Source organism: Streptomyces eurocidicus, assembly GCF_002891295.1.
GTDB lineage: Bacteria > Actinomycetota > Actinomycetes > Streptomycetales > Streptomycetaceae > Streptomyces > Streptomyces eurocidicus.
In genome coordinates, this window is the sequence record NZ_LGUI01000009.1 from 363,816 (window position 1) to 389,323 (window position 25,508).

23 protein-coding genes are annotated in these 25,508 nt (G+C 74.2%); 7 read left to right on the plus strand and 16 right to left on the minus strand.

Going from position 1 to position 25,508, the window contains the following annotated elements; translation table 11 throughout:
• Positions 1 to 29: 29 nt before the first annotated feature.
• The 9 genes from AF335_RS36710 to AF335_RS25660 form a co-directional block, all read right to left on the minus strand.
• Entirely contained in the window at positions 30 to 2,045 is a 2,016-nt protein-coding gene (locus AF335_RS36710; RefSeq protein WP_425329127.1) for a hypothetical protein, read from the minus strand.
• Positions 2,042 to 3,775: a DUF3492 domain-containing protein gene (locus AF335_RS25630; protein WP_102920763.1), complete on the minus strand. Its 1,734-nt coding sequence runs from the start codon at positions 3,773 to 3,775 to the stop codon at positions 2,042 to 2,044. The genes AF335_RS36710 and AF335_RS25630 overlap by 4 nt, the downstream gene beginning before the upstream one ends.
• A gap of 159 nt (positions 3,776 to 3,934) precedes the next feature.
• The gene (locus AF335_RS25635; protein WP_102920764.1) at positions 3,935 to 5,602 is read right to left on the minus strand and encodes a dipeptide ABC transporter ATP-binding protein; all 1,668 of its coding nucleotides are present in this window, start codon (positions 5,600 to 5,602) and stop codon (positions 3,935 to 3,937) included.
• The gene (locus tag AF335_RS25640) at positions 5,599 to 6,588 is read right to left on the minus strand and encodes an ABC transporter permease (protein ID WP_102920765.1); all 990 of its coding nucleotides are present in this window, start codon (positions 6,586 to 6,588) and stop codon (positions 5,599 to 5,601) included. Before AF335_RS25640 ends, AF335_RS25635 begins: the two co-directional genes overlap by 4 nt.
• Positions 6,585 to 7,586 (minus strand): ABC transporter permease, encoded by a 1,002-nt coding sequence (locus AF335_RS25645; protein WP_102920766.1) that lies wholly within the window; start codon positions 7,584 to 7,586, stop codon positions 6,585 to 6,587. The genes AF335_RS25640 and AF335_RS25645 overlap by 4 nt, the downstream gene beginning before the upstream one ends.
• Positions 7,583 to 9,307, minus strand: a complete 1,725-nt coding sequence (locus tag AF335_RS25650) for an ABC transporter substrate-binding protein (RefSeq protein WP_102920767.1) — start codon at positions 9,305 to 9,307, stop codon at positions 7,583 to 7,585. The genes AF335_RS25645 and AF335_RS25650 overlap by 4 nt, the downstream gene beginning before the upstream one ends.
• A gap of 161 nt (positions 9,308 to 9,468) precedes the next feature.
• The gene (locus AF335_RS36480) at positions 9,469 to 9,561 is read right to left on the minus strand and encodes an Ms4533A family Cys-rich leader peptide (protein WP_311775550.1); all 93 of its coding nucleotides are present in this window, start codon (positions 9,559 to 9,561) and stop codon (positions 9,469 to 9,471) included.
• A gap of 251 nt (positions 9,562 to 9,812) precedes the next feature.
• Positions 9,813 to 11,312 (minus strand): DUF3152 domain-containing protein, encoded by a 1,500-nt coding sequence (locus AF335_RS25655; protein WP_244927152.1) that lies wholly within the window; start codon positions 11,310 to 11,312, stop codon positions 9,813 to 9,815.
• Positions 11,305 to 12,291: an alpha/beta fold hydrolase gene (locus AF335_RS25660; protein ID WP_102920768.1), complete on the minus strand. Its 987-nt coding sequence runs from the start codon at positions 12,289 to 12,291 to the stop codon at positions 11,305 to 11,307. The genes AF335_RS25655 and AF335_RS25660 overlap by 8 nt, the downstream gene beginning before the upstream one ends.
• 133 nt (positions 12,292 to 12,424) lie before the next feature.
• On the opposite strand from AF335_RS25660, the gene AF335_RS25665 reads away from it, so the two are divergent.
• From AF335_RS25665 to AF335_RS25680, 4 genes are all read left to right on the plus strand, one after another.
• Positions 12,425 to 12,643 carry a hypothetical protein gene (locus AF335_RS25665; RefSeq protein WP_102920769.1) on the plus strand — a complete coding sequence of 73 codons (219 nt, stop codon included), beginning with the start codon at positions 12,425 to 12,427 and terminating at the stop codon, positions 12,641 to 12,643.
• A gap of 196 nt (positions 12,644 to 12,839) precedes the next feature.
• Entirely contained in the window at positions 12,840 to 13,478 is a 639-nt protein-coding gene (locus AF335_RS25670; protein WP_102920919.1) for a TetR/AcrR family transcriptional regulator, read from the plus strand.
• 171 nt (positions 13,479 to 13,649) lie between these two features.
• The gene (locus AF335_RS25675) at positions 13,650 to 13,880 is read left to right on the plus strand and encodes a DUF3107 domain-containing protein (protein ID WP_095585028.1); all 231 of its coding nucleotides are present in this window, start codon (positions 13,650 to 13,652) and stop codon (positions 13,878 to 13,880) included.
• A 246-nt stretch (positions 13,881 to 14,126) separates the two neighbouring features.
• Positions 14,127 to 14,405: a hypothetical protein gene (locus AF335_RS25680; RefSeq protein WP_184742902.1), complete on the plus strand. Its 279-nt coding sequence runs from the start codon at positions 14,127 to 14,129 to the stop codon at positions 14,403 to 14,405.
• 81 nt (positions 14,406 to 14,486) lie between these two features.
• On the opposite strand, the gene AF335_RS25685 is transcribed toward AF335_RS25680, so the two are convergent.
• Positions 14,487 to 15,242 carry a ferritin-like fold-containing protein gene (locus AF335_RS25685; protein WP_102920921.1) on the minus strand — a complete coding sequence of 252 codons (756 nt, stop codon included), beginning with the start codon at positions 15,240 to 15,242 and terminating at the stop codon, positions 14,487 to 14,489.
• Positions 15,243 to 15,756: 514 nt separating this feature from the next.
• Here AF335_RS25685 and AF335_RS25690 point away from each other — a divergent pair.
• Together AF335_RS25690 and AF335_RS25695 are read left to right on the plus strand one after the other, a co-directional pair.
• Positions 15,757 to 18,462 carry a DEAD/DEAH box helicase gene (locus AF335_RS25690; protein WP_102920770.1) on the plus strand — a complete coding sequence of 902 codons (2,706 nt, stop codon included), beginning with the start codon at positions 15,757 to 15,759 and terminating at the stop codon, positions 18,460 to 18,462.
• An 83-nt stretch (positions 18,463 to 18,545) separates the two neighbouring features.
• Positions 18,546 to 19,409: an alpha/beta fold hydrolase gene (locus AF335_RS25695; RefSeq protein WP_102920771.1), complete on the plus strand. Its 864-nt coding sequence runs from the start codon at positions 18,546 to 18,548 to the stop codon at positions 19,407 to 19,409.
• Positions 19,410 to 19,434: 25 nt separating this feature from the next.
• Here the strand turns inward: AF335_RS25695 and AF335_RS25700 are convergent, their stop codons facing one another.
• Both AF335_RS25700 and AF335_RS25705 read right to left on the minus strand, forming a co-directional pair.
• The gene (locus tag AF335_RS25700) at positions 19,435 to 20,235 is read right to left on the minus strand and encodes a VOC family protein (protein WP_102920772.1); all 801 of its coding nucleotides are present in this window, start codon (positions 20,233 to 20,235) and stop codon (positions 19,435 to 19,437) included.
• A 158-nt stretch (positions 20,236 to 20,393) separates the two neighbouring features.
• Entirely contained in the window at positions 20,394 to 21,347 is a 954-nt protein-coding gene (locus tag AF335_RS25705; RefSeq protein ID WP_102920773.1) for an NYN domain-containing protein, read from the minus strand.
• Between the two features lie 211 nt (positions 21,348 to 21,558).
• Between AF335_RS25705 and AF335_RS34845 the strand changes: the two genes are divergently transcribed.
• Positions 21,559 to 21,711: a hypothetical protein gene (locus AF335_RS34845; RefSeq protein ID WP_087926408.1), complete on the plus strand. Its 153-nt coding sequence runs from the start codon at positions 21,559 to 21,561 to the stop codon at positions 21,709 to 21,711.
• 113 nt (positions 21,712 to 21,824) lie between these two features.
• Here AF335_RS34845 and AF335_RS25710 read toward each other — a convergent pair whose 3' ends face one another.
• The 4 genes from AF335_RS25710 to AF335_RS25725 form a co-directional block, all read right to left on the minus strand.
• A complete protein-coding gene (locus AF335_RS25710) occupies positions 21,825 to 22,430 on the minus strand; it encodes a MarC family protein (RefSeq protein WP_102920774.1) in 606 nt (201 codons plus the stop codon).
• A 182-nt stretch (positions 22,431 to 22,612) separates the two neighbouring features.
• Positions 22,613 to 23,476 carry a PHP domain-containing protein gene (locus tag AF335_RS25715; RefSeq protein ID WP_102920775.1) on the minus strand — a complete coding sequence of 288 codons (864 nt, stop codon included), beginning with the start codon at positions 23,474 to 23,476 and terminating at the stop codon, positions 22,613 to 22,615.
• 720 nt (positions 23,477 to 24,196) lie between these two features.
• A complete protein-coding gene (locus AF335_RS25720; protein ID WP_102920776.1) occupies positions 24,197 to 24,847 on the minus strand; it encodes a DUF6758 family protein in 651 nt (216 codons plus the stop codon).
• Positions 24,848 to 24,921: 74 nt separating this feature from the next.
• On the minus strand, positions 24,922 to 25,506 hold the full coding sequence (locus AF335_RS25725; protein WP_102920777.1) for a suppressor of fused domain protein: 585 nt from the start codon (positions 25,504 to 25,506) through the stop codon (positions 24,922 to 24,924).
• Between the last annotated feature and the right edge of the window lie 2 nt (positions 25,507 to 25,508).

Consider the following 25,508-nt stretch of genomic DNA (forward strand, 5'->3'; position numbering starts at 1 on the left):
TCGCCCGGCGGTGCGGATGGGGTGAACGGTCATCTTGCTTGCTCCTCTGACAGGGGTGTGCGGCCCGGTGGACGGTTCACCGGGCCGGGGCTCGCCGGGGGCGGCGGGGTCTGCGGGTGCGGTGGGCGCGGCACGGGCGCCGGGGCGGCGGGGGCGTCGTCCGGGGCGGCGACCATCCCGCTCCGGTGAGCGGAGGCGGCGCACACCGTCAGGGGCACGGCGGCGGGGCCCTGGGCCCCGGTGGGGCCGTCGTCCGGGGCGGCGGCCGTCCTGCTCCGGTGGGCGGAGGCGGCACACGCCGCCAGGGGCACGGCGGCGGGGCCCTGGGCCCGGCGGGGGCGTCGTCCGAGGCGGCGGCCGTCCCACTCCGGTGGGCGGAGGCCGGGGCGGCGCGGGCAGCGCGGACGCGGCGCACGCCGCCAGGGCACGACAGCGGGGCCATGAGCCTCGGCAGGGGCGTCGTCCGGGGCGGCGACCGCCCCGCTCCGGTGAGCGGAGGCGGCGCACACCGTCAGGGGCACGGCGGCGGGGCCCTGGGCCCCGGCGGGGGCGTCGACCGGGGCGGCGACCGTCCCGGACCCGTGGGCGGAAGCCCGGGCCGGCGCGGGCAACGCGGACGCGGCGCACGCCGCCAGGGGCACGACAGCGGGGCCATGAGCCTCGGCAGGGGCGTCATCCGGGGCCGCGGCCGCCCCGCTCCGGTGGGCGGAGGCCCGGGCCAGCGGGGGAAGGGCATGGATCAGCAGGGCGAGCGCGGGCACGGCGCACGCCGTCAGGGGCACGGCGGCGGGGCCCTGGGCCCCGGCGAGGGCGGTGAGCGGCCGCAGCGGCCCGCCGCCCGGGGCTAGCAGGGCGCCGAGCAGCGCGGCGGCCTCCGTCGCGCAGGCGGTGAGCGCGGCCACCGCGGCCGCCCGGCCCAGGCCCCGGGAGGCCACCAGCCGGGCGAGGAAGAGCAGCCCGCCGAGGGCGGTGACGGCGGCGAGCGGTCCGGCGGGCACGGTGCCGCGCAGCGCCGCGTGCCCGGCCGCCAGGAGGGCGGCCAGGGCGGCGAGGTGGAACCCGGTGGCGAGGACGGGCACGGGCCGCACCCGGGACCGGAACTCCGCGAGGGTGCGGCTGCCGAGCAGCGCGCGGCGCACCCGGGCCGTGAACCAGCGCGCGCTCCACGCCGCGGACGCGGTGGCGCAGGCCAGGGCGAGCGCGGTCGGCACGGCGGCGGTGAGGGCGCCGGCGAGGCCGGCGGGCCCGGCGAGCTCCCGGGCGGGCCGCCCGGCCAGCAGGGCCGTGAGCAGGCGGTCGCCCACGAGGCCGTAGGCGACCAGCCAGAGCGTGGCGGACCACCGCGCCGCCCGCCACCGGTAGGTGCCGGGCGGGCGGTACGCCGGGGGCGGCAGGTGCGCCGCCCGCGACCGGCCGGGGTGGGACCGGTGGGCGCCGGGTTCGGCGCGCGCGCCCTCGCCGCACGGCGGTTCACCGCACGGCGGTTCACCGGGCGGCGGACCGCCCCGCGCCGGTCCCCCTCGCCGAGCCTCGGCGCACGGCGGGCCGCCGTCCCGGAACCCGCCGCCCGGCGCCCCTCGGAGCGACCTTCGGAGCACCCCTCCGACGCCCGCCGGGCCGGCGGACGCCGTCTCCGGACCGCATCGGGCGGCCCTCGCCCCACAGGGTCCTCGGCCGGGGACTTCTCCCGCTGTTCCCCGCGCGGCGGGCCACCGCCCACCTTCGTCGCCGGCCCCGCAGCGGCACCCGCGGCCGCACCCGGACGGCTCCCCGGCCGGAAGGCCGCCCGGCGCCGTCTCCGGGCCGCGCCCCCGCGCGTACAACTCCTCCGCCAGGGAGAACAGATCGCGGTGGCGGCACTCGGCCGCCGTGTGGTCCATGGCGCCCCGGGCCTCCAGGCCGGCGGCGATCTCCAGGGGGTCCACGGCGCGCGCGCAGAGCTCGCGGTGGCGTCGGAGGAGCGCCTTCACCGGGTCGGCGGGTGCCGTCGGGACGGGTATGCCGGTGGGGTTCGGCGGGCTGCCCGCCCGTAGCGACGCGCTCATGACCGGCCCGCCCAGGTCGGGGAGGCCGCGCGCGGCGACCAGCTGAGCGGCGGGTGCGCTCCCGCGGCGCGGCCGAAGGGGACCGCCGGGTCGGAGCCGTCCTGCCGGACGGGGGCCCGGGAGATCAGTTCGAGGTAGATGCCGCGAAAGGCCGTCACATGACGTTCCACCGTGAAGAGTTCGAGGGCGCGCTCCCGTGCCGCCGCACCGAGCAGGGCCCGCCGGGCGGGGTCGCGGAGCAGGTCGAGGCAGCCGGTGGCCAGCGCGCCGGGGTCGCCCGGCGGGACGACCAGCCCCGTGCCGCCGACGGCCTCCCGGACGGCGCAGGCGTCCGCCGCGACCGTGGCCCGGCCGCAGAACATCGCCTCGACCAGCGGCAGCGGGAAGGCGTCCGCGGCCCCGGCGAGGACGACACTGCCCGCCGCGTACGTCTCCGGGCGCACCGCCTCCTCGTACGTCACGCCGTCGGGGGGTTCGGCGCCCGGCGGCGGGGCGCCGACGACCCTGAGCGTCGCCGCCGGTTCGGCGGCCCGCACGGCGGCGAAGGCGTCCCACAGATGGGGCTCGGGAGGGCCGAGCCACAGCAGCGTCCGGCCGTCGTCCAGGGGCGCGCCGACGGGCCCCTGTGGCCCCCCGGCCCCCTCGCCGACCGCTTCGTAAGGGCGTTCGTCCACGCCGGGGTGGACCGTGCGCAGCCGCTCGCGGGCGGCGCCGCAGCGCTCCTGCCAGCGCCGCACCCGGGCGTCGCCGGGGGTGATCAGGTCGGCCCGGCCGTAGACCTCGGCGGACAGCAGCCGGTGGAAGGAGGAGATCGGCGTCCTTACGGCGAGCGGCAGTCCGGCGGAGCCCGCGGCGCTGTTCAGGTAGTAGGCGCGCAGCCGCACCTCGTACTCGGTGACGAGGAGCGGGGTACCGAAGAAGCGTTTGGCCAGCAGGCCCGGGAGCGCGGCGGGTCCGGCGGACGTGGCGTGGCAGAGGTCGACGGCGGCGAGCCCCCGGTCGTGGTCGCCGGCGGCGCCGTACCAGTCCAGGGAGAGGGGGCGCAGCGCCCGCTCCAGGAAGGCGGAGACGGCGAGCAGGTCGGCGACGCGGACGCCGTACGCCGCCGGGTGCGCGCCGGGTGCGCGGCAGGCCGCCTCCAGGGTGCGGAGGGCCTGCTCGGAGCGGAGCGCGGCGCCCAGGCCACCGGCCTCCCGGGCGAGGTCGGCGAGGCCGTGCAGACCCTCGGCGAAACGGTACGCCTGGCCCTCGGTGGAGGGGGCCGTCCCCTCGGCGCCCCCCTCGGCGGTTCCACTCACGGCACCGGAGTCACCCGGCGCACCGGACGCACCAGGAGCCTCCACCGAACCGGAGCCCCCTCTGGCTCTATCGGTCCCTCCAGGCCCCCCAGACCCCCCGGCCCCACCTGCCCCGCCCGCGTCCGTGGCGCAGATCGCCGCGGCCAGTTCCCCGAAGTGCTCCTCGAACCGCTGCCGTTCACGCCGTCCGTACGCGCCGTACGCGCGCCCCGTGTCCCCTTCCGGCGGGTCGCCCCAGAGCGGTGCCGTCCGTACCCGCCGCACCTGTTTGGGGAGGCCGTACCACCCGCCGCGCTCCTGGCGGGCGCCCCGGCTCAGGGCATAGACCTCGAAGTCGTGCTGGTCGAGCCCCCTGACGAGCTGGTCGCACCACTCGCCACCCTCACCCGCGGCATACGGATATCCACCCTCCGTGAGGAGTCCCACGCGCACGCACGCACCCCCGTCTGTCCACTGTGGCCTCGGCAGCCGCCGAACGGCAGCGGGAGCACGCTATGCGCGGGGCCGTGCGGCGCGACGGACGGTTGTCCGTCGCACCACCGGAAGGGGTGAACAGAAGTGACTTTCCCGAAGATGGGGCGTTGCTTCGCGCTATGCGGCGGCTTCGGCCTTTTCGAGCCGCGGGACGGCCGCCAGCAGGCCCTGTGTGTAGGGGTGGCCGGGCCGCTCGTAGAGGGTGTCGGCGGCGCCCTCCTCCACGATCCGGCCGCCCTTCATCACCACCAGCCGGTCGCTGACCTGCCGGACGACGGCGAGGTCGTGGGCGATGAAGACCAGGGCGACGCCCAGGTCGCGCTGGATCTCGCCGAGGAGCCGCACCACCTGGGCCTGGGTGGTGACGTCGAGGGCGGAGACCGGCTCGTCGCAGACGATCAGCCGGGGCTCGGGCGCGAGCGCCCGCGCGATGCCGACCCGCTGCCGCTGTCCACCGCTGAACTCATGGGGGTAGCGGTGGTACGCGCCGGGGTCGAGCCCCACCCGCTCCAGCAGTTCGCGCACCCGGGCGACGATCTCCGCGTCGCCGAGCCGACCGGCGGCGCGCAGCGGGTCGGCGATGGACTCGCCGACGCTGCGCCGGGGGTTGAGGGAGGAGACCGGGTCCTGGAAGACCATCTGGAGCTCGCTGCGGAACGCCCGCAGCTCGCGCTCCTTCAGACCGCCGATGTCCCGGCCCCGGTAGCGCAGCGCGCCGCCGGTCGGCTCCAGGAGCCGGACGAGCATCCGGCCGAGCGTCGTCTTGCCGCTGCCGGACTCGCCGACGACGCCGATGGTCTCCCCCGCGCGGACGGTCAGTGAGACCTCCTCGACGGCGGTGACCGCCTTACGGCCGCGCCCGAACGTCCGGGTGAGGCCCTCGGCCTCCAGCAGTACGCCGGTGTCGGCGGCGCCCTCGGCAGAGCCCTCTACGGCGCCCTCGACAGAGGGGACCGGACGCTTCGCGACGACCTTACGGCGGACGTTCAGCCGGGGGACGGCCGCCAGCAGGTCCCGCGTGTAGGTCTCGCGCGGCGTGTCGAGCACGGTGCGCACCGGAGCGTGCTCCACGGCCCGGCCGTCCTTCATCACCAGCAGCTCGTCGACGGTGCCGGCCGCCACCCCGAGGTCGTGGGTGACGAGGATCAGCCCCGTGCCCGTCTCCTCGCGCAGGTCGCGCAGCAGGTCGAGGATCTGCGCCTGGACGGTGACGTCGAGGGCCGTGGTGGGTTCGTCGGCGACGAGGAGCCGGGGCTCGCAGGCGAGGGCCATGGCGATCAGGGCCCGCTGGCGCATGCCGCCGCTGAACTCGTGCGGCCGGGACCGGGCGCGGCGGGCCGCGTCCGGGATGCCGACCCGGTCGAGGACCTCGGTGGCGCGCTCCCGGGCGGCACGCCGGGAGGCGTCCTTACGGTGCGTGCGGTAGACCTCGGCGATCTGGTCGCCGATGGCCTGGTAAGGGTCGAGCGAGGAGAGCGGGTCCTGGAAGACCATGGCCGCCACCCCGCCGCGCAGCGCGCGCAGTTCGGCGTCCCCGGCGGCGAGCACGTCGTGCCCGGCGACGGTCACCGAGCCGGAGACCTCGGCGCCGGTGTCCCGGTGCAGGCCGAGCAGGGCGTACGCGGCGGTGCTCTTGCCGGAGCCGGATTCGCCGACGATGCCGAGGGCGCCGCCCCGGGCGAGCGTGAAGGAGAGTCCGTCGACGGCCCGGACGACGCCGTCCCCGGTGGGGAAGGCGACGGACAGGTCCGTCACGGAGACCAGGGGTTCGGTGCCGGCGGTCATCGCAGGGCCACCCTTCGGTCGGCGACGGCGTAGAGGACGTCCGCCACGATGTTGGCGATCACGACGGCGGTGCCGGTGATCACCACGACGGCCACGACGACCGGGAGGTCGATCTTCTGCGTGGCGTTTACCAGCAGCTGGCCGATGCCGGGCAGGCCGAACGTCACCTCGGTCACCATCGCGCCGCCGAAGATCGAGCCGAAGTCGGCGGCGGTCAGGGCGATGACGGGGGCCAGTGCGCCCCGCAGGGCGTGCCGCGCGACCAGCGACCGCTCCCGCACGCCGTAGGCGCGGAAGGTGCGGATGTGATCCTCGGCCAGCGTCTCCAGCAGGGAGCTGCGGGTGAGCCGGGCGTATTTGGCGGATTCGAGCAGGCCGAGCGCCAGCCAGGGCAGCAGCATGTTCCAGGCCCACTGCTCGGGGTCCTGGGTCAGCGGCACGTAGGAGGGGAACGGCAGCCACTCCAGGTACACGCAGAAGAGCATCAGCAGCGCCACGCCGCTGATGAAGACCGGGGTGGCGGTGCCGGCGAGGGTGAGCCAGGTGAGGGCGCGCTCGGTCACCCCGCCGCGCCGCAGCGCGGACAGCAGACCGGTGCCGATGCCGACCGCGAGCCAGACGGCCATGGCGCCGACGGCCAGCGAGGCGGTGGCGGGCAGCCGGTCGACGAGCATGTCGGTGACCAGCTGGTTGTTCTGGTACGAGAGGCCGAAGCAGGGCGCGTCGCAGTGCAGCACGCTGGTTCCGGTGGAGTAGTCCTGACCGGTGAACACGCCCTGGAGGAAGTGCCAGTACTGCGTCAGGAGGGGGTCGTCGAGCGAGAGCTGCTCGCGGACCTGCCGGATCTGCTCGGTGTTGCAGCGCGGGCCGCACGCCAGGCGCGCGGGGTCGCCGGGCGCGACGTAGAACGTCACGTAGACGACGGCCGAGAGCACGAGGACGACGGCGACCGCGCCCAGGGCGCGGCGCAGGAAGTAGGTGGTCACGCCGTGCCTCCCGGACGGGACTTGCGGGATTCGCGCCCGCCCCGGCCGACCCGCAGCCGGGACGCCTCGCGGGGGTCGAGGGCGACGCGCACCCCGTCCGCGAGGACGGTGAACGCGAGCGTGGTGACGAACAGCATCGACGCGGGCAGCAGGACGTACGCGGGGTCCGCGCGGAACCATGTGTTGGCCGTCGAGAGCATCTGCCCCCAGGAGGGCGTCGGCGGCTTCACGCCCACGCCGAGGAAGGACATGGTCGACTCGATGACGATGTTGCTCGGCACCAGGATGGCCGCATAGGTGATCACGGGCGCGGCGAGCCCGGGCAGCAGCTCGCGCCGGGCGACCCGCCAGGACGAACCGCCGGTCAGCCGGGCGGCGGAGACGTAGTCGAGCTTCTTCAGGCTCAGCGTCTGCCCGCGCACGAGCCGCGCCGTGGACCCCCAGGCGAGCAGCCCGATGGCGAAGACGAGCAGCAGCGGGCGCGGGAAGTCCGCCGGGACGACGGCCACCATCGCGATGGCGAAGACCAGCAGCGGCATCGACACCATCACATCGGTGAGGTGGGTGAGCGCGCTGTCGGCGAACCGGTTGCCGAGCGCGGCGCCCAGGCCCACCGCGAGGCCGATGAGCACCTGGACGACGGTGGCGCCGAGGGCGACGAGCAGGGAGACCCGGGCGCCGTAGAGCAGCCGTACGAACATGTCGCGGCCGGTGCCCGGTTCGACGCCGAGCCAGTGCTCGGCGCTGATGCCGCCGAAGTCGCCGAGCGGCACGCCGCCGCGCGCGGAGTCGACGAGGGCGTCGTGGTAGGTGTTCGGGTCCTGGCCCTCCAGCGCGGCCAGCAGCGGCGCGGCGAGGGCGAGGAGGACGAGCAGACCCAGCACGGCGGCGGCCGCGAGCGCGGACTTGCGCGCCCTCAGCCGCCGCCAGACCTGCCGGGCCCCGGAGGCGGGGGCGAGCCCCGCCGCCGGTTCCGGGGTGGAGAGGAGGTCCGTCACTTGACCGCGACCTGCGAGATGTCGAGGACGCCGGTCCAGTCGCTGATGACGACGTTCTTGACGTCCTTGCCGTAGAGGCGCTTGTAGACCGGGTGGAACAGCGGCACGGTCAGCGCCTGCTCGCCGATCTTGCGGTCCAGGGCGCCCCAGCGCTTGGCGGCGGCGTCATGGTCGGTGATCTTGTTGATCTCGTCGATCTCGTCGTTGATCTTGGAGTCGTCGAGGCGGGCGGTGTTGAAGTTGCCGGCGCCCTCCTTGACGATCTGCCGTCCGTCGAAGATCGGGGCCAGGAAGGGGCCGCCGGAGGGCCAGTCGGCGCCCCAGTGGGCGAGGAAGAGGTCCGGCTGCTTGTCGAGGCTGTGGACCTTCTCGTCGTAGTCGTTGGACTCCAGCCCCGCCAGCTTGACCTTGATCCCGGCCTCCTTGAGCGCGGCCTGGACCGCGGTCGCGATGTCGGGGCTGGTCTCGAAGTCCTGGGCGGTGGAGTGGGTGAGCGTGATCTCCAGGTTCTCCTGGCCGGCCTGCTTCAGCAGCTCCTTGGCCTTGGCCGCGTCACCCGTGGCGCCCGCCGCGAAGTGGTCGTAGGGCGTGAAGCCGAAGGACTTCTGGTTGGGCAGGAAGGTCGTCGCCGGCTCGGCCAGCGAGGAGCCGCCCGCCGCGTTCACCACGCTGGTGCGGTTGACCGCGTAGGAGATGGCCTGGCGCACCTTCGGGTCGTCGAAGGGCTTCGCCTTGGGGTTGAAGGCGAGGTAGTTGGTGTAGCCGAAGTGGCCGGTGCCGACCCGGCTCGCGAGCTTCTTGTCACCGGTGACCTGGGCCAGCTCGGCGGGGCCGAGGTTGGTGTCGGTGGTCACGGCGGCGGCGTCCGCGCCCTGGCCGGCGGAGAGCCGCTGGTTGATGACGGCGGAGGAGAGGCCGGACTTGACCTCGATCCGGTCGGGGTAGGCGTGCCGCTCCTTGTCGGTCGCCTCCGACCAGTTCTCGTTGCGCTCCAGCACCATCTGCTCGCCGTCGTTCTCGTTCTTGACGACCTTGTACGGGCCGGACGAGACCGGGTGCTCGGCGTACTTGGCGCCGGTGTCCTTGGCCTTGGGCACGGGCGCGAACTGGGTGGAGGTCGCGAGGTAGGGGAAGTCGCCCTCGGACTTCCGCAGGTGGAAGACGAGGGTCTTGTCGTCGGGCGTCTCGATCGAGTCGAGGCCCTTCTTCTCCTTGTACGGCCCCTGGTAGGTGTCGCCGCCGACCAGCCAGTCGCGCAGGTACGGGGCGCCGCCGGAGAGTTCGGCGGCGAAGGAGCGCTCGATGCCGTACTTGATGTCGGCGGCCGTGATGGGCGAGCCGTCCTCGTACTTCAGCCCGTCCTTGAGCGTGTACGTCCACGTCTTGGCGTCGTCGCTCGCCCGGCCGATGTCGGTGGCCAGGTCGGGCACGACCTTGGTGCCCTCGGCACCGCTCTCCCGGTTGCGGGTGGTGAGCGTGCGGTAGACGAGCGAGGGGACGTTGCCGCCGCCGGAGGTGTAGAGGCGCGCGGGGTCGAACTGCTTCTGCGGCTGTCTGTTGAGGACGGTCAGGGTGCCGCCCTTCTGCGCGGCACCGTCGGCGCCGCCGCCCTTGGCGTCACCGCCGCTCTTCTCCGGGCCGCATGCCGCCGCGCCACCGAGCAGGACCACACTGACTGCGGCCGCGGCGACGCGGCGGGATATGGCGGGAAGTTGACGCATGACGAGGTATGCCTTTCGCGGGGAAGCGATCGTAAGGAGAGTGCAAGCACCCACGGAAGGCGGTTGGAGAAGATCGCGCAAGGGCGCGCGGACCGCCCCCGACGGACGCGATGCCGTTGCGCGTTGGCGCGGCGCGGAAGTACGCGGGGGGAAGGGCGGTCTCAGCGACAGAGGATGTCGGCGACTGCGTGCGCGGCCACGCCGATCAGCGCCAGCTCGAAGCCGGCGTTCTCGGAGGCGTGGTGGTGCGACATGCGCAGAACATTGAACGAATTTTCGCCAAGTGGCAAAGATGTCTCATATCCAGAGATGAAACGTCTCGCTTGACGAGACGATCGATCAAGCCCGCAGGCCGGGAGAATCCGGATGAAAGACGTCCGGATCATGGGTGCGGCCCCGGACCGCGCACCCCGGGCCGGTCCGCCCCCCCCTGAACCGCCGCTGCCCTGAACCGCCGCGCCCGCCGTGACTGACGCGACTGGTGCGACCGGCGCGGCCGCCCCGGTCACTCCCCCGGGAAGACCCAGGGGTTCGGCCGGCAGGTGACGCCGTCCGTGGTCAGGAACTTCGTCTGCTGCATCATCACCGGCGCGAGCGCGCCCTCCTTGGCGCAGGTCTCGTGGTCGTGACCGAGCCGGTGACCCACCTCGTGGTTGATCAGCATCTGCCGGTAGGCGTGCATCCGGTCGCCGTAGGTCTGCGCGCCCTGCGCCCAGCGATAGGCGTTGATCATCACGCGGTCGGTGGCGGCGGAGTCGCAGGAGACGTTGTCCTGCGTGGTGTCCAGGCCCGACTTGGCGCACCAGGTGGCCGTGGTGCGGGGGCTGGCCAGCGTGATCACGAAGTCCGGGTGGCCGGTGGAGACGCGTTCGAAGGTGCGCTCGCCGCCGTGGGCCCAGCTGCGCTCGTCGTTCAGGGTCTTCTGCACGGCCGTGGCGAACAGCCCGCCGTCGAGGGGCAGCCCCTTCTCCACGTCCACGCGGTAGCGCAGCACCTCGCCCTTGCCGGGGGCCTTGTCGTGGCCGCCCACGGTCTCGAAGTCGCCGGTGCCACGCGCGTCGGGGGCGAGCGGGTACTTCTTCGCCATCTTCTGCTCGTACGTGGCCGGGACCACGGCGCCGCCGTTGGGCGTGGGGCGGCTGTCGGAGCGCGAGGCGGCGTCCGGGCCGGTGCGCTCGACGTCCGCGGAGCGGGCCTGCGCCTTGCTGTCCGCGCCCTCCTGGACCTGACCGGCGACGATCACCGCGAGCACGGCCGTCACCAGGGCGGCGGCCACACCGGTGGCGGTGCGCGCGAGGCCCTGGCCGGGTCTGCCCGTACGGAAGGGGCCCGCGGTGCGGGGAGCGCGACGGCTGCCTGGCCCCGTGAGGATCACCCGGGGCACGCCGGCGTCAGCGGCGGAGGCCCCCTCGGCGGGCGCGTCGACGGCACCCGGGGAGCGGACGGCGCCCGGAGCGGAACCGGAAACGGAAGCGGAGGAGGCGGAAGAAGGGGAGGAGGCGGAAGGGACGGAGGGTGGGAACACCTCGTCCACGAACGGGAGTACGGGCTGGTGGGCCGCGTCCCGCCCGGCGGGATGGTCCGTCACATAGAGCGAACCGTAGGTGTGGTGCTCATAGCCGCCGGCCGGGCCCGCGGCCTGGCCTCGCTGGACGCCGATGACGCCCCAGCCGACGCCGGGCTCCGGCTGCGGCTCGGCCCGGACCGCGGTCATACCGGTCCACTCGGGGTCGAACAGCGGGTCCGGCCAGCCGCCCGGCGGCGGGGGCTCCGCGGCCTCGGGGGCCTCCTCGGCGGCCGAGGCGCGCCGGCGGCCCGTACCGGGCGCCGCGCCGAACTCCGCCCCGAACTCCGCGCGGGGCTCCGTACCGAAGGCGAGCCCGGGCCCGCCCAGTGGTCCGGCCTCCTCGCCGGCGCTCCCGGAGGAGTCGCCGGCAGGGCCCTCGGCGGCGGGCGCCGCGGGCCGGGGGGAAGCGTGGGAGGCACGTGCACTGTGTTTACCCACGAGGCGTTGCGCTCCGTTCTGCGGTGGCGGCGGTGTCCGCGAGCAGGTCGCGGAAGGCACGTGCCACCGCGTCCGGGTCCTCCATCATGGCGACATGTCCTGATTCCAGAAGCGTCAACAGCCGCGAGTCGCGGAAAGTCTTGCCGGCTCGCGCTGCCATACGGTACGAGACCAACTGGTCCCGTTTCCCGTAGACGAGCAGCGTAGGGGCGAGCACCTTCTCCGCCTGACGCCACAGCGAATGCTGGCCACCGAGGGTGTAGGCGTCCACGATGCCCCGTGCGGAGCGGGCCATCACGTCCCAGAAGTAGGGGAGCTCCAACCTCCGCTCGTACTCCGCGACCGCTTCCGCGAAGCCTTCGGATGTCACTCGTCCGGGGTCCCCGTAACAGAGCGCGAGTACCTCGCGGGTACGCCTCTCGGGTGTCCAGTCCTTCGTCATCCGCGCGAAGAGGGAGACGACGCCGGGCACCGCGAGCAGCCCGGTGGGCACCGCCGTGCGCTGCGGGCGCAGCTCCGGCAGGGCGGGAGAGATGAGCGTCAGGGTGCGCACGAGGTCGGGGCGGACCGCGGCGACGCGGGTGACGACGGCGCCGCCCAGGGAGTTGCCGACCAGGTGCACGGGGCCGCGCCCGGCGGCGTCGAGGTGGCGGATGACGACACGCGCGAAGCCGGTGAGGGAGTAGTCGCCGTCGTCCGGCGGCGGGGAGTCGCCGAAACCGGGCAGGTCGAGCGCCTCGCCGTCGACGTCGGCGGCCAGTCGCTCCAGCAGCGCCGACCAGTTCTGCGAGGAGCCGCCGAGGCCGTGCACGAAGAGGGCGGGCGGCAGGTCCGCCGCGAGCGGGCGCCGGGAACGCACGGCCAGCGCGGTCCCCGGCAGGGTCACCGTACGGACCTCCTCGCCCGCGCTGACCCGCGAGGGCCGCCCCGGAGGCACCACGGGGACGGCACGGGCATCCGGCGACTCGGTCGAAGACATGCGGGCAATGTTACGAGACGATCACGCCGGGCCTGTTGTGGCGGCGGTCACAGATCACCTGGCGCCGAGGGGGCCGCTCTCCTAGGCTCGTACCCAGGAGTACGAGGACGTTCTCCCCGGGAAGGGGTACCGCATGACCGTTGACCCGTCCGATCCCGAGACGTTCGAGGAGGAGCTCGATGTCACGGAGATCGACGTGGAGGCTCCGGAGGCCGACGCGGCCGAACAGCACGCGGACGTCTCGCCCCACCGCGACGACCCACCGGCCGGGATCGACCCCGACAGCGCCAATGAGGCGGACGTCGCCGAGCAGGCCCGGGTCGTCGAGCTCGACGAGGACGACTACCGCTGATCCGGGCGATCCGGGGCGATCCGGGGACGACCACCGGGGGCCTGGGGCACCCTGCGCCCAGTTGTCGCCGTTTTGTCGACTTCCCACAGCGTCCGGTACATGAAATTCTCCGCTCCGACCACGCACGGCCCGGTTACCCAAAAGTACGATGGCGGGCGCGGTGCACACCGTGCAGGGAACGATCATGGGAGGCGGCGTGACAGCCATCGAGCAGACCGAGGCGCGGCCGCGAGGCACGCGCCTGCCGCGCCGAGCCCGACGCAACCAGCTGCTGGGCGCGGCCCAGGAAGTCTTTGTCGCACAGGGTTACCACGCGGCGGCGATGGACGACATCGCCGAGCGCGCGGGCGTCAGCAAGCCGGTCCTCTACCAGCACTTCCCCGGCAAGCTGGACCTCTATCTGGCCCTGCTGGACCAGCACTGCGAGGCCCTGCTGCACGCGGTCCGCACCGCGCTCGCCTCCACCTCCGACAACAAGCTGCGGGTGGCGGCCACCATGGACGCCTACTTCGCGTACGTGGAGGACGAGGGCGGCGCCTTCCGCCTGGTCTTCGAGTCCGACCTCACCAACGAGCCGGCCGTGCGGGAGCGCGTCGACCGGGTCTCCCTGGAGTGCGCGCGGGAGATCAGCGACGTCATCGCCGAGGACACCGGCCTGTCCAAGGACGAGGCCATGCTGCTGGCCGTGGGCCTCGGCGGCGTCTCCCAGGTCGTCGCCCGCTACTGGCTCTCCAGCGAGTCCACGGTGCCCCGCGACACCGCAGTCCAGCTGCTCACGTCGCTGGCCTGGCGCGGCATCGCCGGCTTCCCGAAGAACGGGCCCGAGGCGATCTGAGCGCCCGGCGCCGCGCGGGGCCGGCGGGCCTGTTCGCTGCCAGCGTGCAGGCACCGGCTCGGCGCGGGGCCGTACCGGGCTAGTGTGTGGAACGTACCGCGCGGCTGTCCGCGCACCCCTCCCCTGGGCTTCGCCACGGGGGAACCCCATACCTTCGGAGGGACATAAGCCGTGGAGGTCAAGATCGGCGTGCAGCACGCGCCCCGCGAGATCGTTCTCGAGAGCGGGCAGTCTGCCGAAGAGGTCGAGCGTGCGGTGGCCGACGCGCTCGGCGGCAAGGCTCCGCTCCTGAGCCTGGTGGACGACCACGGCCGCAAGGTCCTGGTCCCGTCCGACCGGCTGGCCTATGTGGAGATCGGCGAGCCGACCGTCCGCAAGGTCGGTTTCAGCGCGACGCTCTGAGCCGTTTCGGCCGAGTGACAACGGCGGGGCCCCGGTGAGGAATTCACCGGGGCCCCGCCGTTGTCGTACGTAGAGAGGGTGACAGCGCGCCGCGAGGATCCGGCGGAGGCCGCCCGGCCGCACCGGTCCCGGGCGGGCCCCGCCCGGGGAAGCCGTCCGCGAGGGTTGCCCGGCGCCGGCCGGGGGTAGTACGGCTTCGACCGTTTTGCGCCCGCCCCTCGACCCCGGTACGGGAGGGAAGTGACCATGATCCTCTGGGAAGCGCTCGGCTCGGTCCTCATCGGCCTCGCCGTCTCACTAGCGGCCCTGCGCTGGCTGCCCGCGCGCTTCGGAGAGTTCCGCCCCCGCAGCCTGGCGCTGGCCACCGGCCCGACCGCCGCGCTCTTCGGGGCACTGCTCGCCCACTCCGTGCTGGGCCCGGGCCATCTGCCGGCGACCCTGGCCGTCTCGCTCGGGGTGGCCGTGGCGCTGCTGTCGCTGCTGCTGCGCCAGGGCGACCGGGCGCGCCGGTCAGCCACGGCCTGAAGCGGGCGCGCCCGGCACCGGGGGACGGCTGTGCGCCGCCACCCGACCCGGACTCCACCGGACGGCCCGCGAGGGCCGGAATCAGGCGGCGAGACCCAGTGCGGCCATGCGCTTGGTGTGCGCCTCGGTGATCCGGGAGAACATCTTCCCCACCTCGGCGAGGTCGAAGCCGTCGGCCACGCCGCCCACCAGCATCGTCGACAGGGCGTCCCGGTCGGCGACGACGCGCTGCGCCTGCGAGAGCGCCTCGCCCATCAGCCGCCGCGCCCACAGCGCGAGCCGGCCGCCGACGCGCGGCTCGGCCTCGATGGCGGCACGCACCTTCTCGACCGCGAAGCTCGCATGGCCGGTGTCGTCGAGGACGGTGAGCACCAGGGCGCGGGTGTCGGAGTCCAGGCGGGCGGCGACCTCACGGTAGAAGTCACTGGCGATCGAGTCGCCGACGTATGCCTTGACCAGGCCCTCCAGCCAGTCCGACGGCGCCGTCTGGCGGTGGAACTCGTCCAGCGCGGCGGCGAAGGGCCGCATCGCGCCGGTGGGCTCCACGTCGATCGCGGCGAGGCGGTCGCGCAGCCGCTGGAAGTGCTGGAACTCGGCGGAGGCCATCTTGGCCAGCTCCGCCTTGTCATCCAGGGTGGGGGCCAGCTTGGCGTCCTCGGCGAGCCGCTCGAAGGCGGCCAGCTCGCCGTAGGCGAGGGCGCCCAGCAGGTCGACGACCGCCGCGCGGTACTGCGGGTCGGCGGAGGCTTGGTCCCAGTCCTGGGCGGCGATTCCGGTGAGGGCCTCGGCGGGCTCGGTGGTGTTCTGGGCGCTGTCAGCGTTGTCGGACGTCTGCATGAAGCGCACAATAGCCCGCTCCGCAAGCCGGGGAAGGCCCTGGTCAGCCAGTTCATCCTGATCTGTCCGAAGGATTGTCCGGACACGCATGCGCCTTTCCGGGGTACAGTGGTAATGCGCCTGTCGAGTATTCGGCGGGCTGTCCCATGCTGTGCCTTTCGAGAGCGTCACTCACCCGGCCCTCGGAACTTCAGCGGATGCCCGGTCGGTGGCCCGATCGGCTTCCAAAACCGACCGCCCTCCGTGTGGCGCGTACGAGGCGTACGCACCTGGAGGGATCCGCTCGCGGCACGTGTGCGAGAGCGAAGGCAGTGGTCCCGCGTCATCCGGCTTCCCCAGGCCGGACCAGTACCCGGCGCGGTACGTACGACCCCCTTCGCCGCCTCGCGCCGCGTCTCACAGAAGAGGCAAGATCCTGTCCACTTCCATCACTTTCCGAGATCTGGGCATCCTTCCCGAGATCGCCGAAGCCCTTGAGGCCGTCGGCATCGTCCACCCCTTCCCCATCCAGGAGATGACGCTTCCGGTAGCCCTCTCCGGCTCCGACGTCATCGGCCAGGCCAAGACCGGCACCGGCAAGACGCTGGGCTTCGGCCTCCCCCTGCTGGAGCGCGTCGTCGTCCCCGCGGACGTCGAGGCGGGCCGGGCCAAGCCCGAGCAGCTGACCGACGCCGCCCAGGCGCTCATCGTGGTCCCCACCCGTGAGCTCTGCCAGCAGGTCACCAACGACCTCCTCACCGCCGGCAAGGTCCGTAACGTCCGCGTCCAGGCCATCTACGGCGGCCGGGCCTACGAGCCGCAGGTCGAGGCGCTCAAGCAGGGCGTCGACGTGATCGTCGGCACCCCCGGCCGCCTGCTCGACCTCGCCGGCCAGAAGAAGCTCAGCCTCGCGCACGTCAAGGCCCTCGTCCTGGACGAGGCCGACGAGATGCTGGACCTGGGCTTCCTCCCCGACGTCGAGCGCATCATCACGATGCTGCCGGCCAAGCGCCAGACGATGCTCTTCTCGGCCACCATGCCGGGCGCCGTCATCAACCTCGCGCGGCGGTACATGTCGCAGCCCACGCACATCCGCGCCACCGCGCCGGACGACGAGGGCCAGACCCACGCCAACATCAAGCAGCACATCTTCCGCGCCCACAACATGGACAAGCCGGAGATGGTGGCCCGGATCCTCCAGGCCGAGGGCCGCAACCGCGCGATGATCTTCTGCCGCACCAAGCGGACGGCCGCCGACATCGCCGACCAGCTGGCCCGCCGCGGCTTCGCCTCCGGCGCGGTCCACGGTGACCTGGGCCAGGGCGCCCGCGAGCAGGCGCTGCGCGCCTTCCGCAACGGCAAGGTCGACGTCCTGGTCTGCACCGACGTCGCCGCCCGCGGCATCGACGTGGACGACGTCACCCACGTCATCAATTACCAGTCCCCCGAGGACGAGAAGACCTACCTGCACCGCATCGGCCGCACCGGCCGCGCGGGCAAGTCGGGCACGGCCGTCACCCTGGTCGACTGGGACGACATCCCGCGCTGGAAGCTGATCAACAAGGCGCTGGAGCTCTCGTTCGACGAGCCGGAGGAGACGTACTCCACCTCCCCGCACCTCTACGAGGCGCTGGGCATCCCCGCCGGTACGAAGGGCATACTGCCGCGCTCCGAGCGGACCCTCGCGGGGCTCGCGGCGGAGGAGATCGAGGACCTGGGCGAGACCGGCGGCCGTGGTGGCCGCGGCGGCCGCGGCCCGAAGTCCGCGCCGGTGGCGGAGGAGCGCCCCGCGCGCACCCGCACCCCGCGTCAGCGCCGCCGGACCCGTGGCGGTTCCGCCGAGGGCGCCGAGGCCCTCGCGGTGACGCAGGCCCCGGCCGTCGCACCGCAGCCGTCGGCCGCGCCGGAGCAGTCCGCCGCGCCGGAGACCCCGTCGAAGCCGCGCCGTCGCCGCCGTACCCGTACGGGTGGCGGTTCCGGTGGCGGTGCCGCGGCCCGTTCCGGTGCCGCGCAGTCCACCGCCGTGTCGGCCCCGGCCGCCCCGGCGCCCGCGAAGGCCGTCGCCCCGGCGCGGGCCGAGAAGGCCCCGGTCGCCGCCGCTCCGGCGGCGGAGCCGGCCGCGCCGCGTCAGCCGCGCCGTCGTCGCCCCCGGGTCCGCCCGGACGCCTCGGCCGAGGCCGGTTTCGGCTTCCAGACCGTCGAGACCGCCGCCGCGGCGCTCGCGGCGGCCACCGCGGCCACCATCCCGGCCCAGGCCACGGAGACCGCGCCGGCCCAGCCGAAGCGGAACCGCACCCGGAAGCCCGTCGCGGCCGCCCCGGCGGTCGTGGAGCCGGCCGAGGCCGTCGCCGAGACCCCGGCCCGGCCGAAGCGCACGCGTACGGCGAAGAAGGCCGTCGCCGCCGTCGAGACCGTCGTGGCGCCTGAGACCGTCCAGGTCGCCGAGACCGTCCAGGTCGCCGAGGTCGCTCCGGCCGAGGTCGTGAAGCCCAAGCGCGCCACCCGTGCCAAGAAGGCCGTCGCCGCCGAGGCGGAGACCGTCGTGGCCGAGGCCGCCGTGGTGGAGACCGCCGAGGCCGTGAAGCCGAAGCGGACCCGTACGGTCAAGAAGGCCGCCGCGGCCGTCGAGACCGCCGAGGTCACGGAGGCCGAGGCCAAGCCGAAGCGCACCCGCACGACCAAGAAGGCCGTCGCCACCGCCGAGGTCACCGAGACCGCCGAGGTCAAGCCCAAGCGGACGCGCACCACCAAGAAGGCCGCCGCCCCGGCCGAGACCACCGAGGTCACGGAGACCGCCGAGGCCGAGAAGCCCAAGCGCGCCACCCGTGCCAAGAAGGCCGTCGCCACCGAGGCGGAGACCGTCGTGGCCGAGGGTGCCGAGGCCGTGAAGCCGAAGCGGACCCGTACGGTCAAGAAGGCCGCCCCGGCCGTCGAGACCGCCGAGGTAGCGGAGGCCGAGGCCAAGCCGAAGCGCACGCGTACGGCGAAGAAGGCCGTCGCCGCCGAGGCCACCGCCGAGACCGCCGAGGTCAAGCCCAAGCGGACGCGCACCACCAAGAAGGCCGCCGCCCCGGCCGAGACCACCGAGGTCACGGAAGCCGCCGAGGCCAAGCCCAAGCGCGCCACCCGCGCCAAGAAGGCCGTCGCGGCCGTCGACGGCACGGAGGTCGCCGAGGTGAAGCCGAAGCGCACCCGTACGGCCAAGAAGGCCGTGGCCGCCGAGACCACCGCCGAGGTCTAGGCCGCCGCGTCACCGTCCCACGGCCGGTCGCCCCGCGAGGGGTGGCCGGCCGTCGGCGTGTCCGGGGGCGCTAGCCTCGTGGGATGAGCAGGCCGCCGTTCCTCACCTTGCCCGCGTGCGCCCGCGCGTACCGCCTCGCGACCTCCCGCGGCGAGTTCGCCGTGCACGAGGCGCTCCCGTCCGGGGCGCCGCGCGGCACCGCGCTGCTCGTCCCGGGGTTCACCGGCAGCAAGGAGGACTTCGTCGCCCTTCTGGAGCCTTTGGCGGCCGCCGGTTACCGCACCGTGGCCGTCGACGGCCGTGGCCAGCACGAGACCGAGGGGCCGCACGCGGCGGCGGGGGCGTACGAGCGGGCCGAGCTGGCCCGGGACGTCCGTGCGCAGGCGCGGGCGCTCGGCGGCGACGTGCATCTGCTCGGGCACTCGCTCGGCGGTCTGATCAGCCGCGCGGCGGTGCTGGACGACGCGTCGGCGTACCGTTCGCTCACCCTGATGAGCTGCGGTCCCGCCGCGATCTCCGCGCCGCAGCAGGCCCGTACGCGGATGCTCGTCGACGCGCTCGGCACGCTGGACATGGACGCCGTGTGGCAGGAGATGCGCCGGCTGGACGGAAAGACCGCGGAGAGCGCGCCCGCCGGGCCCGTGGACCCCGAGCTGGGCGCGTTCCTGTATCGCCGGTGGATGGCCACCGCCCCCGGGCAACTCATGTCCACCGGCACGCTGTTGACCACCGAGCCCGACCGTACGGCGGAGCTGGCGGCGGTGCCGCTGCCCAAGCACGTCGTCTCGGGCGTCCGGGACTACGCCTGGCCGGTGCCGTGGATCGACGCGATGGCCGAGGAGCTGTCCGCCGCGCGGACGGTGATCGACGGTGCCGAGCACTCCCCCAACGCGGAGCGGCCGGCCGCCACCGCCGAGGCGCTCGCCCGTTTCTGGGACCTGAGCTGAGCCGGCGCCGGGACCGCGGGCCGGCTCAGCCGGTGTTCGCGGTCACGGTGAAGAGCCCGCCCTCGGGGTCGCGGAGCGTCGCCTCGCGGCCCTGGCGGTAGTCCCCCACCCGGGTGTCGTCCGGCTCCGCGGCGACCGTGCCGCCCGCCGCGAGGGCCGTCTCGACGGCCTTCTCGACGTCGTCGACGCAGAAGTAGACGTGCCAGCGCGGCCGGATCCGCGGGTCGGGCGCGGCCTCGACCGCTCCGCCGCGCAGACAGGCGACCGTGTGCCCGGCCGAGCGGACCATCACCGCCTCGTCCTCGTAGCGGACCTCGCAGCGGTCCGGGCGGCCGGTGGCCCACTCGAAGACCTCGCCGTAGAAGATGGCGGCGGCGAAGGCGTCCCGGGTGCGCAGCTCCAGCCAGGCGGGCGCGCCGGCGTGGCCGATGTTCCACTCGCGCAGGGTCTCGCCCTCCCAGAAGCCGAAGACGGCCCCGGCCGGGTCGGCGGCCAGGGCGGCCCGGCCGTGGCCCACGGACAGCGGGCCGACGGCGACCGTCGCCCCGCGCTCGCGGATGCGGGAGGCCACCGTGTCGGCGTCCTCGACGGCGAAGTAGGAGGTCCAGGAGACGGCGACGCCCATGGCCCGGGCGACGTTGCCGATGCCCGCCACCGGCCTGCCGTCGTCCAGGGCGACGGAGAAGTCCTCGCCCAGCGAGCCGGGCCGGAAGGTCCAGCCCATCACCGCGCCGTAGAAGTCCTGCGCCGCCGTGAGGTCGGAGGTCAGCAGGGTCACCCAGCACGGCGCGCCCGGCACGGCGCGGTGAGGGGAGGGGGCGGCCATGGGCGATCGCCTCGATTTCTGTTCCGGACGGCGGACGTGCGAAAGGGCTGTTCCCGCGCTTGGCGGGTGGCCGCGCTCTCGGGGCCACGGCCACCCGCTGCCAGGGTTCCACTCAGCACCCCGGCGCGCATTCCGGCGCGCGCACACGTCCGGCTGGTTCAGTACTGGGTCCGCAGGTGGTCCCAGAAGCCGTCCCGCAGCGCCCGGCGCAGATCGGCGTGGCCGCGCAGCGACAGGCCGAGCAGCGCCTCGGCCTCGACCAGCAGTTCCTGGTCGACGGAGCCGGGCAGATAGGGGTGGCCGGGGAGCAGTTCGGCGAGGGAGTCCCGGCCGCGCGCGCCGAGCCACTGGGCGGCGACCTGGGCGCCGACGAAGCGGACGTCGTCCCGGCCGGGGGGCGCGACCTGGTGTGCGGCGCTGTCGCCGGAGAGGCCGTACGGCTCGTGGGCGCCGGTCCGGCGGGTCACATAGGGTTTGCAGAATTCCAGGTCGAAGGTGCGCTGGCTGTCGACCTCCCAGAGCAGCGGTTCGGCCTGGTTGCGGCCGCCGCCCGCCTCGATGCCCCAGAGGTGGACGCGGGCGCCGTAGCCCTGGGCGGCCTCGACGGCCGAGACGAGGTCCTCGTCGCCGCCGATGAGGGCCGCGTCGCTGATGGCGCGGTGCCGGGCGAGGGACTCCAGGTCGGTGCGGATGAGGGAGTCGACGCCCTTCTGCTGGTTGTTGGCGTTGAGGTTGCCGAGGCGGACCTTGACGTCGGGGAGCTCGGCGATGGTCTGCTGTTCGGCGGTGTGGATGCGGCGGCGGGCGCCGTCGTACCAGTAGACGCGCAGCAGCCGGCTGTCCGGGAAGATCATGCGGGCCTTGTCGATGAAGGCGTCGATCAGTCCCTCGGCGTCGAGGTCGAAGGCCCGCCGGTCCTCGGTGCCCGCGACGAGGCGTCCGGCGGCGGCGTAGACATAGCCGGCGTCCACGAAGATCGCGTGGGTCGACGGGGTGGTGGCGACCTCGGCGAGGACGCGGGTGAGCAGCTCGTTGGTGCGCTCGATGCCCGCGGCGATCGCCGTGAGGTCCGGGGCGTCGTGAGGCGAGGGGCCGGGCGATGAGTCAGTCATGTGGGGGTCTCATTGTCAGGGGTTCGTCACGCAGAGGACATGTTCCGGTGCGCTACTCGTCAGTAATTAGTCATGTTAAAAATTTCCTTAGCGTAGGGAATGTTTGCAGGGGTCACCTCGTTGGACACATATGGAAGCGCGTCGCACAGGCGCGACGCGCGCCACTTTTCATTGAGTTCTCCTCAGGAGGATCACGACGAAGGGAGAAGCCTTGCGCTTCGAAATCATGCGTCTGGACGACGTCGACGGCACCGCCCTCGACAGCACCGTCGTGGACGCCGCCTCCGTCAACCGGATCGTGCAGCAGGCCGCTTCGATCGGCCAGCGCATCTATATCCGCCCGGCCACCACCGCGGCCCGGTAGTGCTCACGCGGTTCCACGTGCACGACACCCCCGTACGGACCGTACGGGGGTGTCGTGCGTTCGGGACGGCGCCGCGCCGGTCACGGCCGTGACCGGCGGCGCGTCCCATGGTGTCAGTGGCTGTCGATGACCTGCGTGATGCCGTTGATGATCTGCTGGACGGCCAGCGCCGAGAGCATCATGCCCGCGAGCCGGGTCACCAGCACCACACCGCCGTCCTTGATCACCCGGATGATCAGCAGCGAGTAGCGCATCACCAGCCACAGCACCACGTGCATCGCGGCGATGGCCACCCACACCGACACCTGCGCGGCGACGCCGTCCGCGTGCTGCACGGCGAGGATCACCGAGACGATGGCACCGGGGCCGGCGAGCAGCGGCATGCCCAGCGGTACGAGCGCGACGTTGACGTCCTTGGTCTGGGTCGGCTCCTCCGACTTGCCCGTCAGCAGGTCCAGCGCGATCAGCAGCAGCAGGAGACCGCCCGCGATCATCAGCGCGGGGGTGGTGATGTGCAGATAGTCGAGGATCTGCTGGCCGCAGATGCCGAAGACGGTGATGACGCCGAACGCCACCGCGGCGGCCTGCCAGGCCATGCGCCGCTGGACCTTGGCCGGGCGGCCGGAGGTGAGCGCCAGGAAGATCGGGGTGATCCCGGGCGGGTCCATGATCACGAAAAGGGTGAGGAAGAGGGAGCCGAAGACAGCGATGTCGAACACAGTGAGGGCCTAGCGGGAGTGGTGCGAGCAGGAGCGGAACGCCCGTCGGGCGCGTACGGGCGTACGGGCGGCGAGGGGCGGGGCGTGCGGAGGCGCGGTCGGGCGCCGGGGTGCGCGTACCCGGCGGTCAGTGGGACGGCACGCGTACGGGCGGGGACGGGAGCCCGAGGGGAAGGGGTGGGTCAGCCGCCGGCGCCGGGGACGGGGAACGCGCCCGTGGCCCGGCGGGTGATCTCGCCGTAGATCTCCGGATCGGTGGTGTACTCGCCGAGCCGGCAGGTCTTGCGGCTGCCGTGGTAGTCGCTGGAGCCGGTGGTCAGCAGGGAGAGGTCGGCGGCGAGGCCGCGGAGCCGGGCGCGGGTGGCGTCGTCGTGGTCCATGTGGTCCACCTCGACGCCGTCCAGACCGGCCGAGGCCAGCTCGGCTATCGCGCTCTCCGAGACGCAGTTGCCGCGCTTGAGCGCGAGCGGGTGCGCGAGGACGGTGACCCCGCCCGCCGCCTTGACCAGGCGGATCGCGTCGAAGGGGTCGAGCTCGTGCTTCTCGACGTAGGCCCGGCCGTCACCGGCGAGCCAGTCGGGCGTGAAGGCGTCGGAGACCGTCTCGATCACGCCCAGCTCGACCATGGCGCTGGCCACGTGCGGGCGGCCCACGGCGCCGTCGCCGGCGATCTCCGCCACGCGCCGCCAGGTGACGGGCACGCCGAGCTCGTTGAGCTTGGCGACCATGCCCTGGGCGCGCGGGACGCGGTCGTCGCGGACGAGCTCGCGCTCGCGCGCCAGCTCCGGCTCCAGCGGGTCGAAGAGGTAGGCCAGCATGTGCACGCTGAAACCGTCGGGTCCGCCCAGACGGCAGGAGAGCTCGGCGCCCGTGACGAGGGTGAGCCCGGCGGGGAGCGCCGCGATGGCCTCGGCGTGGCCGCCGACGCCGTCGTGATCGGTGAGCGCCACGACGTCCAGACCTGCCGCGGCGGCGTTGCGCACCAGCTCGGCGGGGGTGTCCGTGCCGTCCGACGCCGTGGAGTGGGTGTGCAGATCGATGCGCACAACGGCCTCCAGGGTGTGGTCGGAACGGGTGGGACCGGATCAGGATAACCGGCGCGCGGATCCCTCAGGCGGGGGCTACGACTCGGGGCACCGCACGGGCGCGCCGCCGCGGGGTCCTCGATGCCGGACGGGCAGGCCGCACCGGGGCGGGACGCGCGCCGCGCGGACGCGCCGCCCGCAGCATCCCTGACTCCCGGACGCGCAAGCCGCACCGGGCCGGGACGCCTCCCGGCGACGCCGGACCACGACCGGGCCGACCCGGCGGGGACCACCGCTCACGGTGCCGCGCGGGCACGCCGCCCGCAGCGGCCCCCGACCCCCCGGACACACAAGCTCCGCCAGGGCCCGGACACCTCCCGGCGACACCGGACCACGGCCGCCCCGCCCCGGCGAGAACCACCGCTCACGGCGCCGCGCGGGCACGCCGCCGCAGCACCCCCGGCCCTCGGACACGCAAGCCGCACCGGGGCCCGGACACCTCCCGGCGACACCGGACCGACCCGGCGGGGACCACCGCTCACGGGGTGCCGCGCGGGCACGCCACCCGCAGCGGCCCCGGACCACGGCCGGGCCGACCCGGCGCGGTCCCGGGCGAGCGGGTCGAGCCCTTCCGGCGGGGGCCGGGGCGATACGTACTCCGGGGCCCTACGGGCGGGGGCGGGCCCGGTGGCCGGGGCGCGGAGGTGGCGTCCGGGGGCGAGGCCCGGCCCCGGAACAACCTCAGGCCGCCTCCGGGGAGAGCAAGCGCGGTGACAGCGCCCCGCAGGGCAGCAGGTCCACTTCCGCCCCCGCGTCCCTCAGGTCCGTGAGGACCAGCTCGTCGTACATCAGCAGCCCCGAGCGCTCCGGCCACACCACCGCCCACAGCCACAGCCCGCGCGCCTCGCCCGCGAAGACCGCCCGGTCCTCGGGCGCGCCGTCGACGTGCCACAGCGCGGTGGGGCGGCCCGCGGCGTGCACCTTGGCGTGCGGGGGGCGCTCCGCGGAGATGTAGGGGCCGGGGTCGGGGCCGTCGACGCCGGCATAGCGGGCGCCGAGGCCGACGCCCAGTTCCTCGGCGACGAGCAGCAGCTCGCCGGGGCCGCCCAGCGGGCTCGGGCCGGAGCAGGCGACGGCGGTGGCCCGGCCGCCGCTGCGGTCGTCGCCCGCACACACCACGCCCGTGAACAGCCAGCCGACCGGCAGCGGCCAGGGCATCCACACCGGGACCCGGGCGCGGCCCACCACCACGGCCAGTGCCTCGACGCTCGGCGGGACGACCGGCTGCAAGGGGTGCACAGTGCCGTGCACGGAGCACTGCCAGGAGTCGGCGAAGAGACCGGGCGCACGCACCCGGCCACCGCACTTCGGGCAACTGGGTTCGCCCCTCATAAGGCCCAACGGTCCTCCGCGACCGGCGTCGCGTCAAGGACGATCACCCGTCCGGACGCCGACACCGCCGGCCGTCATCCCAGCGGCACCCCTGACCTCAGCGGATCACGGAGATCGGTGCCGTGCCGCAGCCATCGCTCCTCCAGCGCCGCCGCGCCCTGGACCCGCTTCCAGGCCGCCTCGTTCGGCGTCATCGGCAGCAGCGGAAGGAAGCGGACGGGGTCCATCGGCTCGTCCAGTTCGAGGTCCGGCACCAGGCCGCCGGACTCCGCGACGAGGACGGAGGTGAAGGGCGCCCCCGGCCACAGCGGCTCGCCGGTGTCCAGCGACGCGCCGGGCGCCACGACGAGCCCCTCCACCTGGGGGGAGGCGGCGAGCACGGCCAGCGGGCGGAGCACCTTGTCGGTGTCGGCGCGGCCGGCGCGGACGGTGAGGACGAGTTCGGCGCGGGGGCCGCGGAGGGGGTCGGCGAGCACGGCCGTGGGGTCGGCCATCGGCTGGGCCGACATCCCGAGGGTGGCGTAGCGCACGACGTCTCCGTCGAGGAAGCGGAGCACCTCGACGCGGTCCGTACCAAGGAAGGTCACCGCGGCGCGCGCGTCCGGTTCGCCCAGGGCTGTCCGCAACCGGGCCTCGACAAGTGCGAGAACGTCTGACATGC

Bases quoted from the DNA above. Each gene is read 5' to 3' on its own strand.
- AF335_RS36710 (WP_425329127.1), bottom strand. From the start codon at position 2,045: ATGAGCGCGTCGCTACGGGCGGGCAGCCCGCCGAACCCCACCGGCATA.
- AF335_RS25635 (WP_102920764.1), bottom strand. From the start codon at position 5,602: ATGACCGCCGGCACCGAACCCCTGGTCTCCGTGACGGACCTGTCCGTC.
- AF335_RS25650 (WP_102920767.1), bottom strand. From the start codon at position 9,307: ATGCGTCAACTTCCCGCCATATCCCGCCGCGTCGCCGCGGCCGCAGTC.
- AF335_RS36480 (WP_311775550.1), bottom strand. From the start codon at position 9,561: ATGTCGCACCACCACGCCTCCGAGAACGCCGGCTTCGAGCTGGCGCTG.
- AF335_RS25660 (WP_102920768.1), bottom strand. From the start codon at position 12,291: ATGTCTTCGACCGAGTCGCCGGATGCCCGTGCCGTCCCCGTGGTGCCT.
- AF335_RS25665 (WP_102920769.1), top strand. From the start codon at position 12,425: ATGACCGTTGACCCGTCCGATCCCGAGACGTTCGAGGAGGAGCTCGAT.
- AF335_RS25680 (WP_184742902.1), top strand. From the start codon at position 14,127: ATGATCCTCTGGGAAGCGCTCGGCTCGGTCCTCATCGGCCTCGCCGTC.
- AF335_RS25685 (WP_102920921.1), bottom strand. From the start codon at position 15,242: ATGCAGACGTCCGACAACGCTGACAGCGCCCAGAACACCACCGAGCCC.
- AF335_RS25690 (WP_102920770.1), top strand. From the start codon at position 15,757: ATGACGCTTCCGGTAGCCCTCTCCGGCTCCGACGTCATCGGCCAGGCC.
- AF335_RS25695 (WP_102920771.1), top strand. From the start codon at position 18,546: ATGAGCAGGCCGCCGTTCCTCACCTTGCCCGCGTGCGCCCGCGCGTAC.
- AF335_RS25700 (WP_102920772.1), bottom strand. From the start codon at position 20,235: ATGGCCGCCCCCTCCCCTCACCGCGCCGTGCCGGGCGCGCCGTGCTGG.
- AF335_RS25705 (WP_102920773.1), bottom strand. From the start codon at position 21,347: ATGACTGACTCATCGCCCGGCCCCTCGCCTCACGACGCCCCGGACCTC.
- AF335_RS25720 (WP_102920776.1), bottom strand. From the start codon at position 24,847: ATGAGGGGCGAACCCAGTTGCCCGAAGTGCGGTGGCCGGGTGCGTGCG.
- AF335_RS25725 (WP_102920777.1), bottom strand. From the start codon at position 25,506: ATGTCAGACGTTCTCGCACTTGTCGAGGCCCGGTTGCGGACAGCCCTG.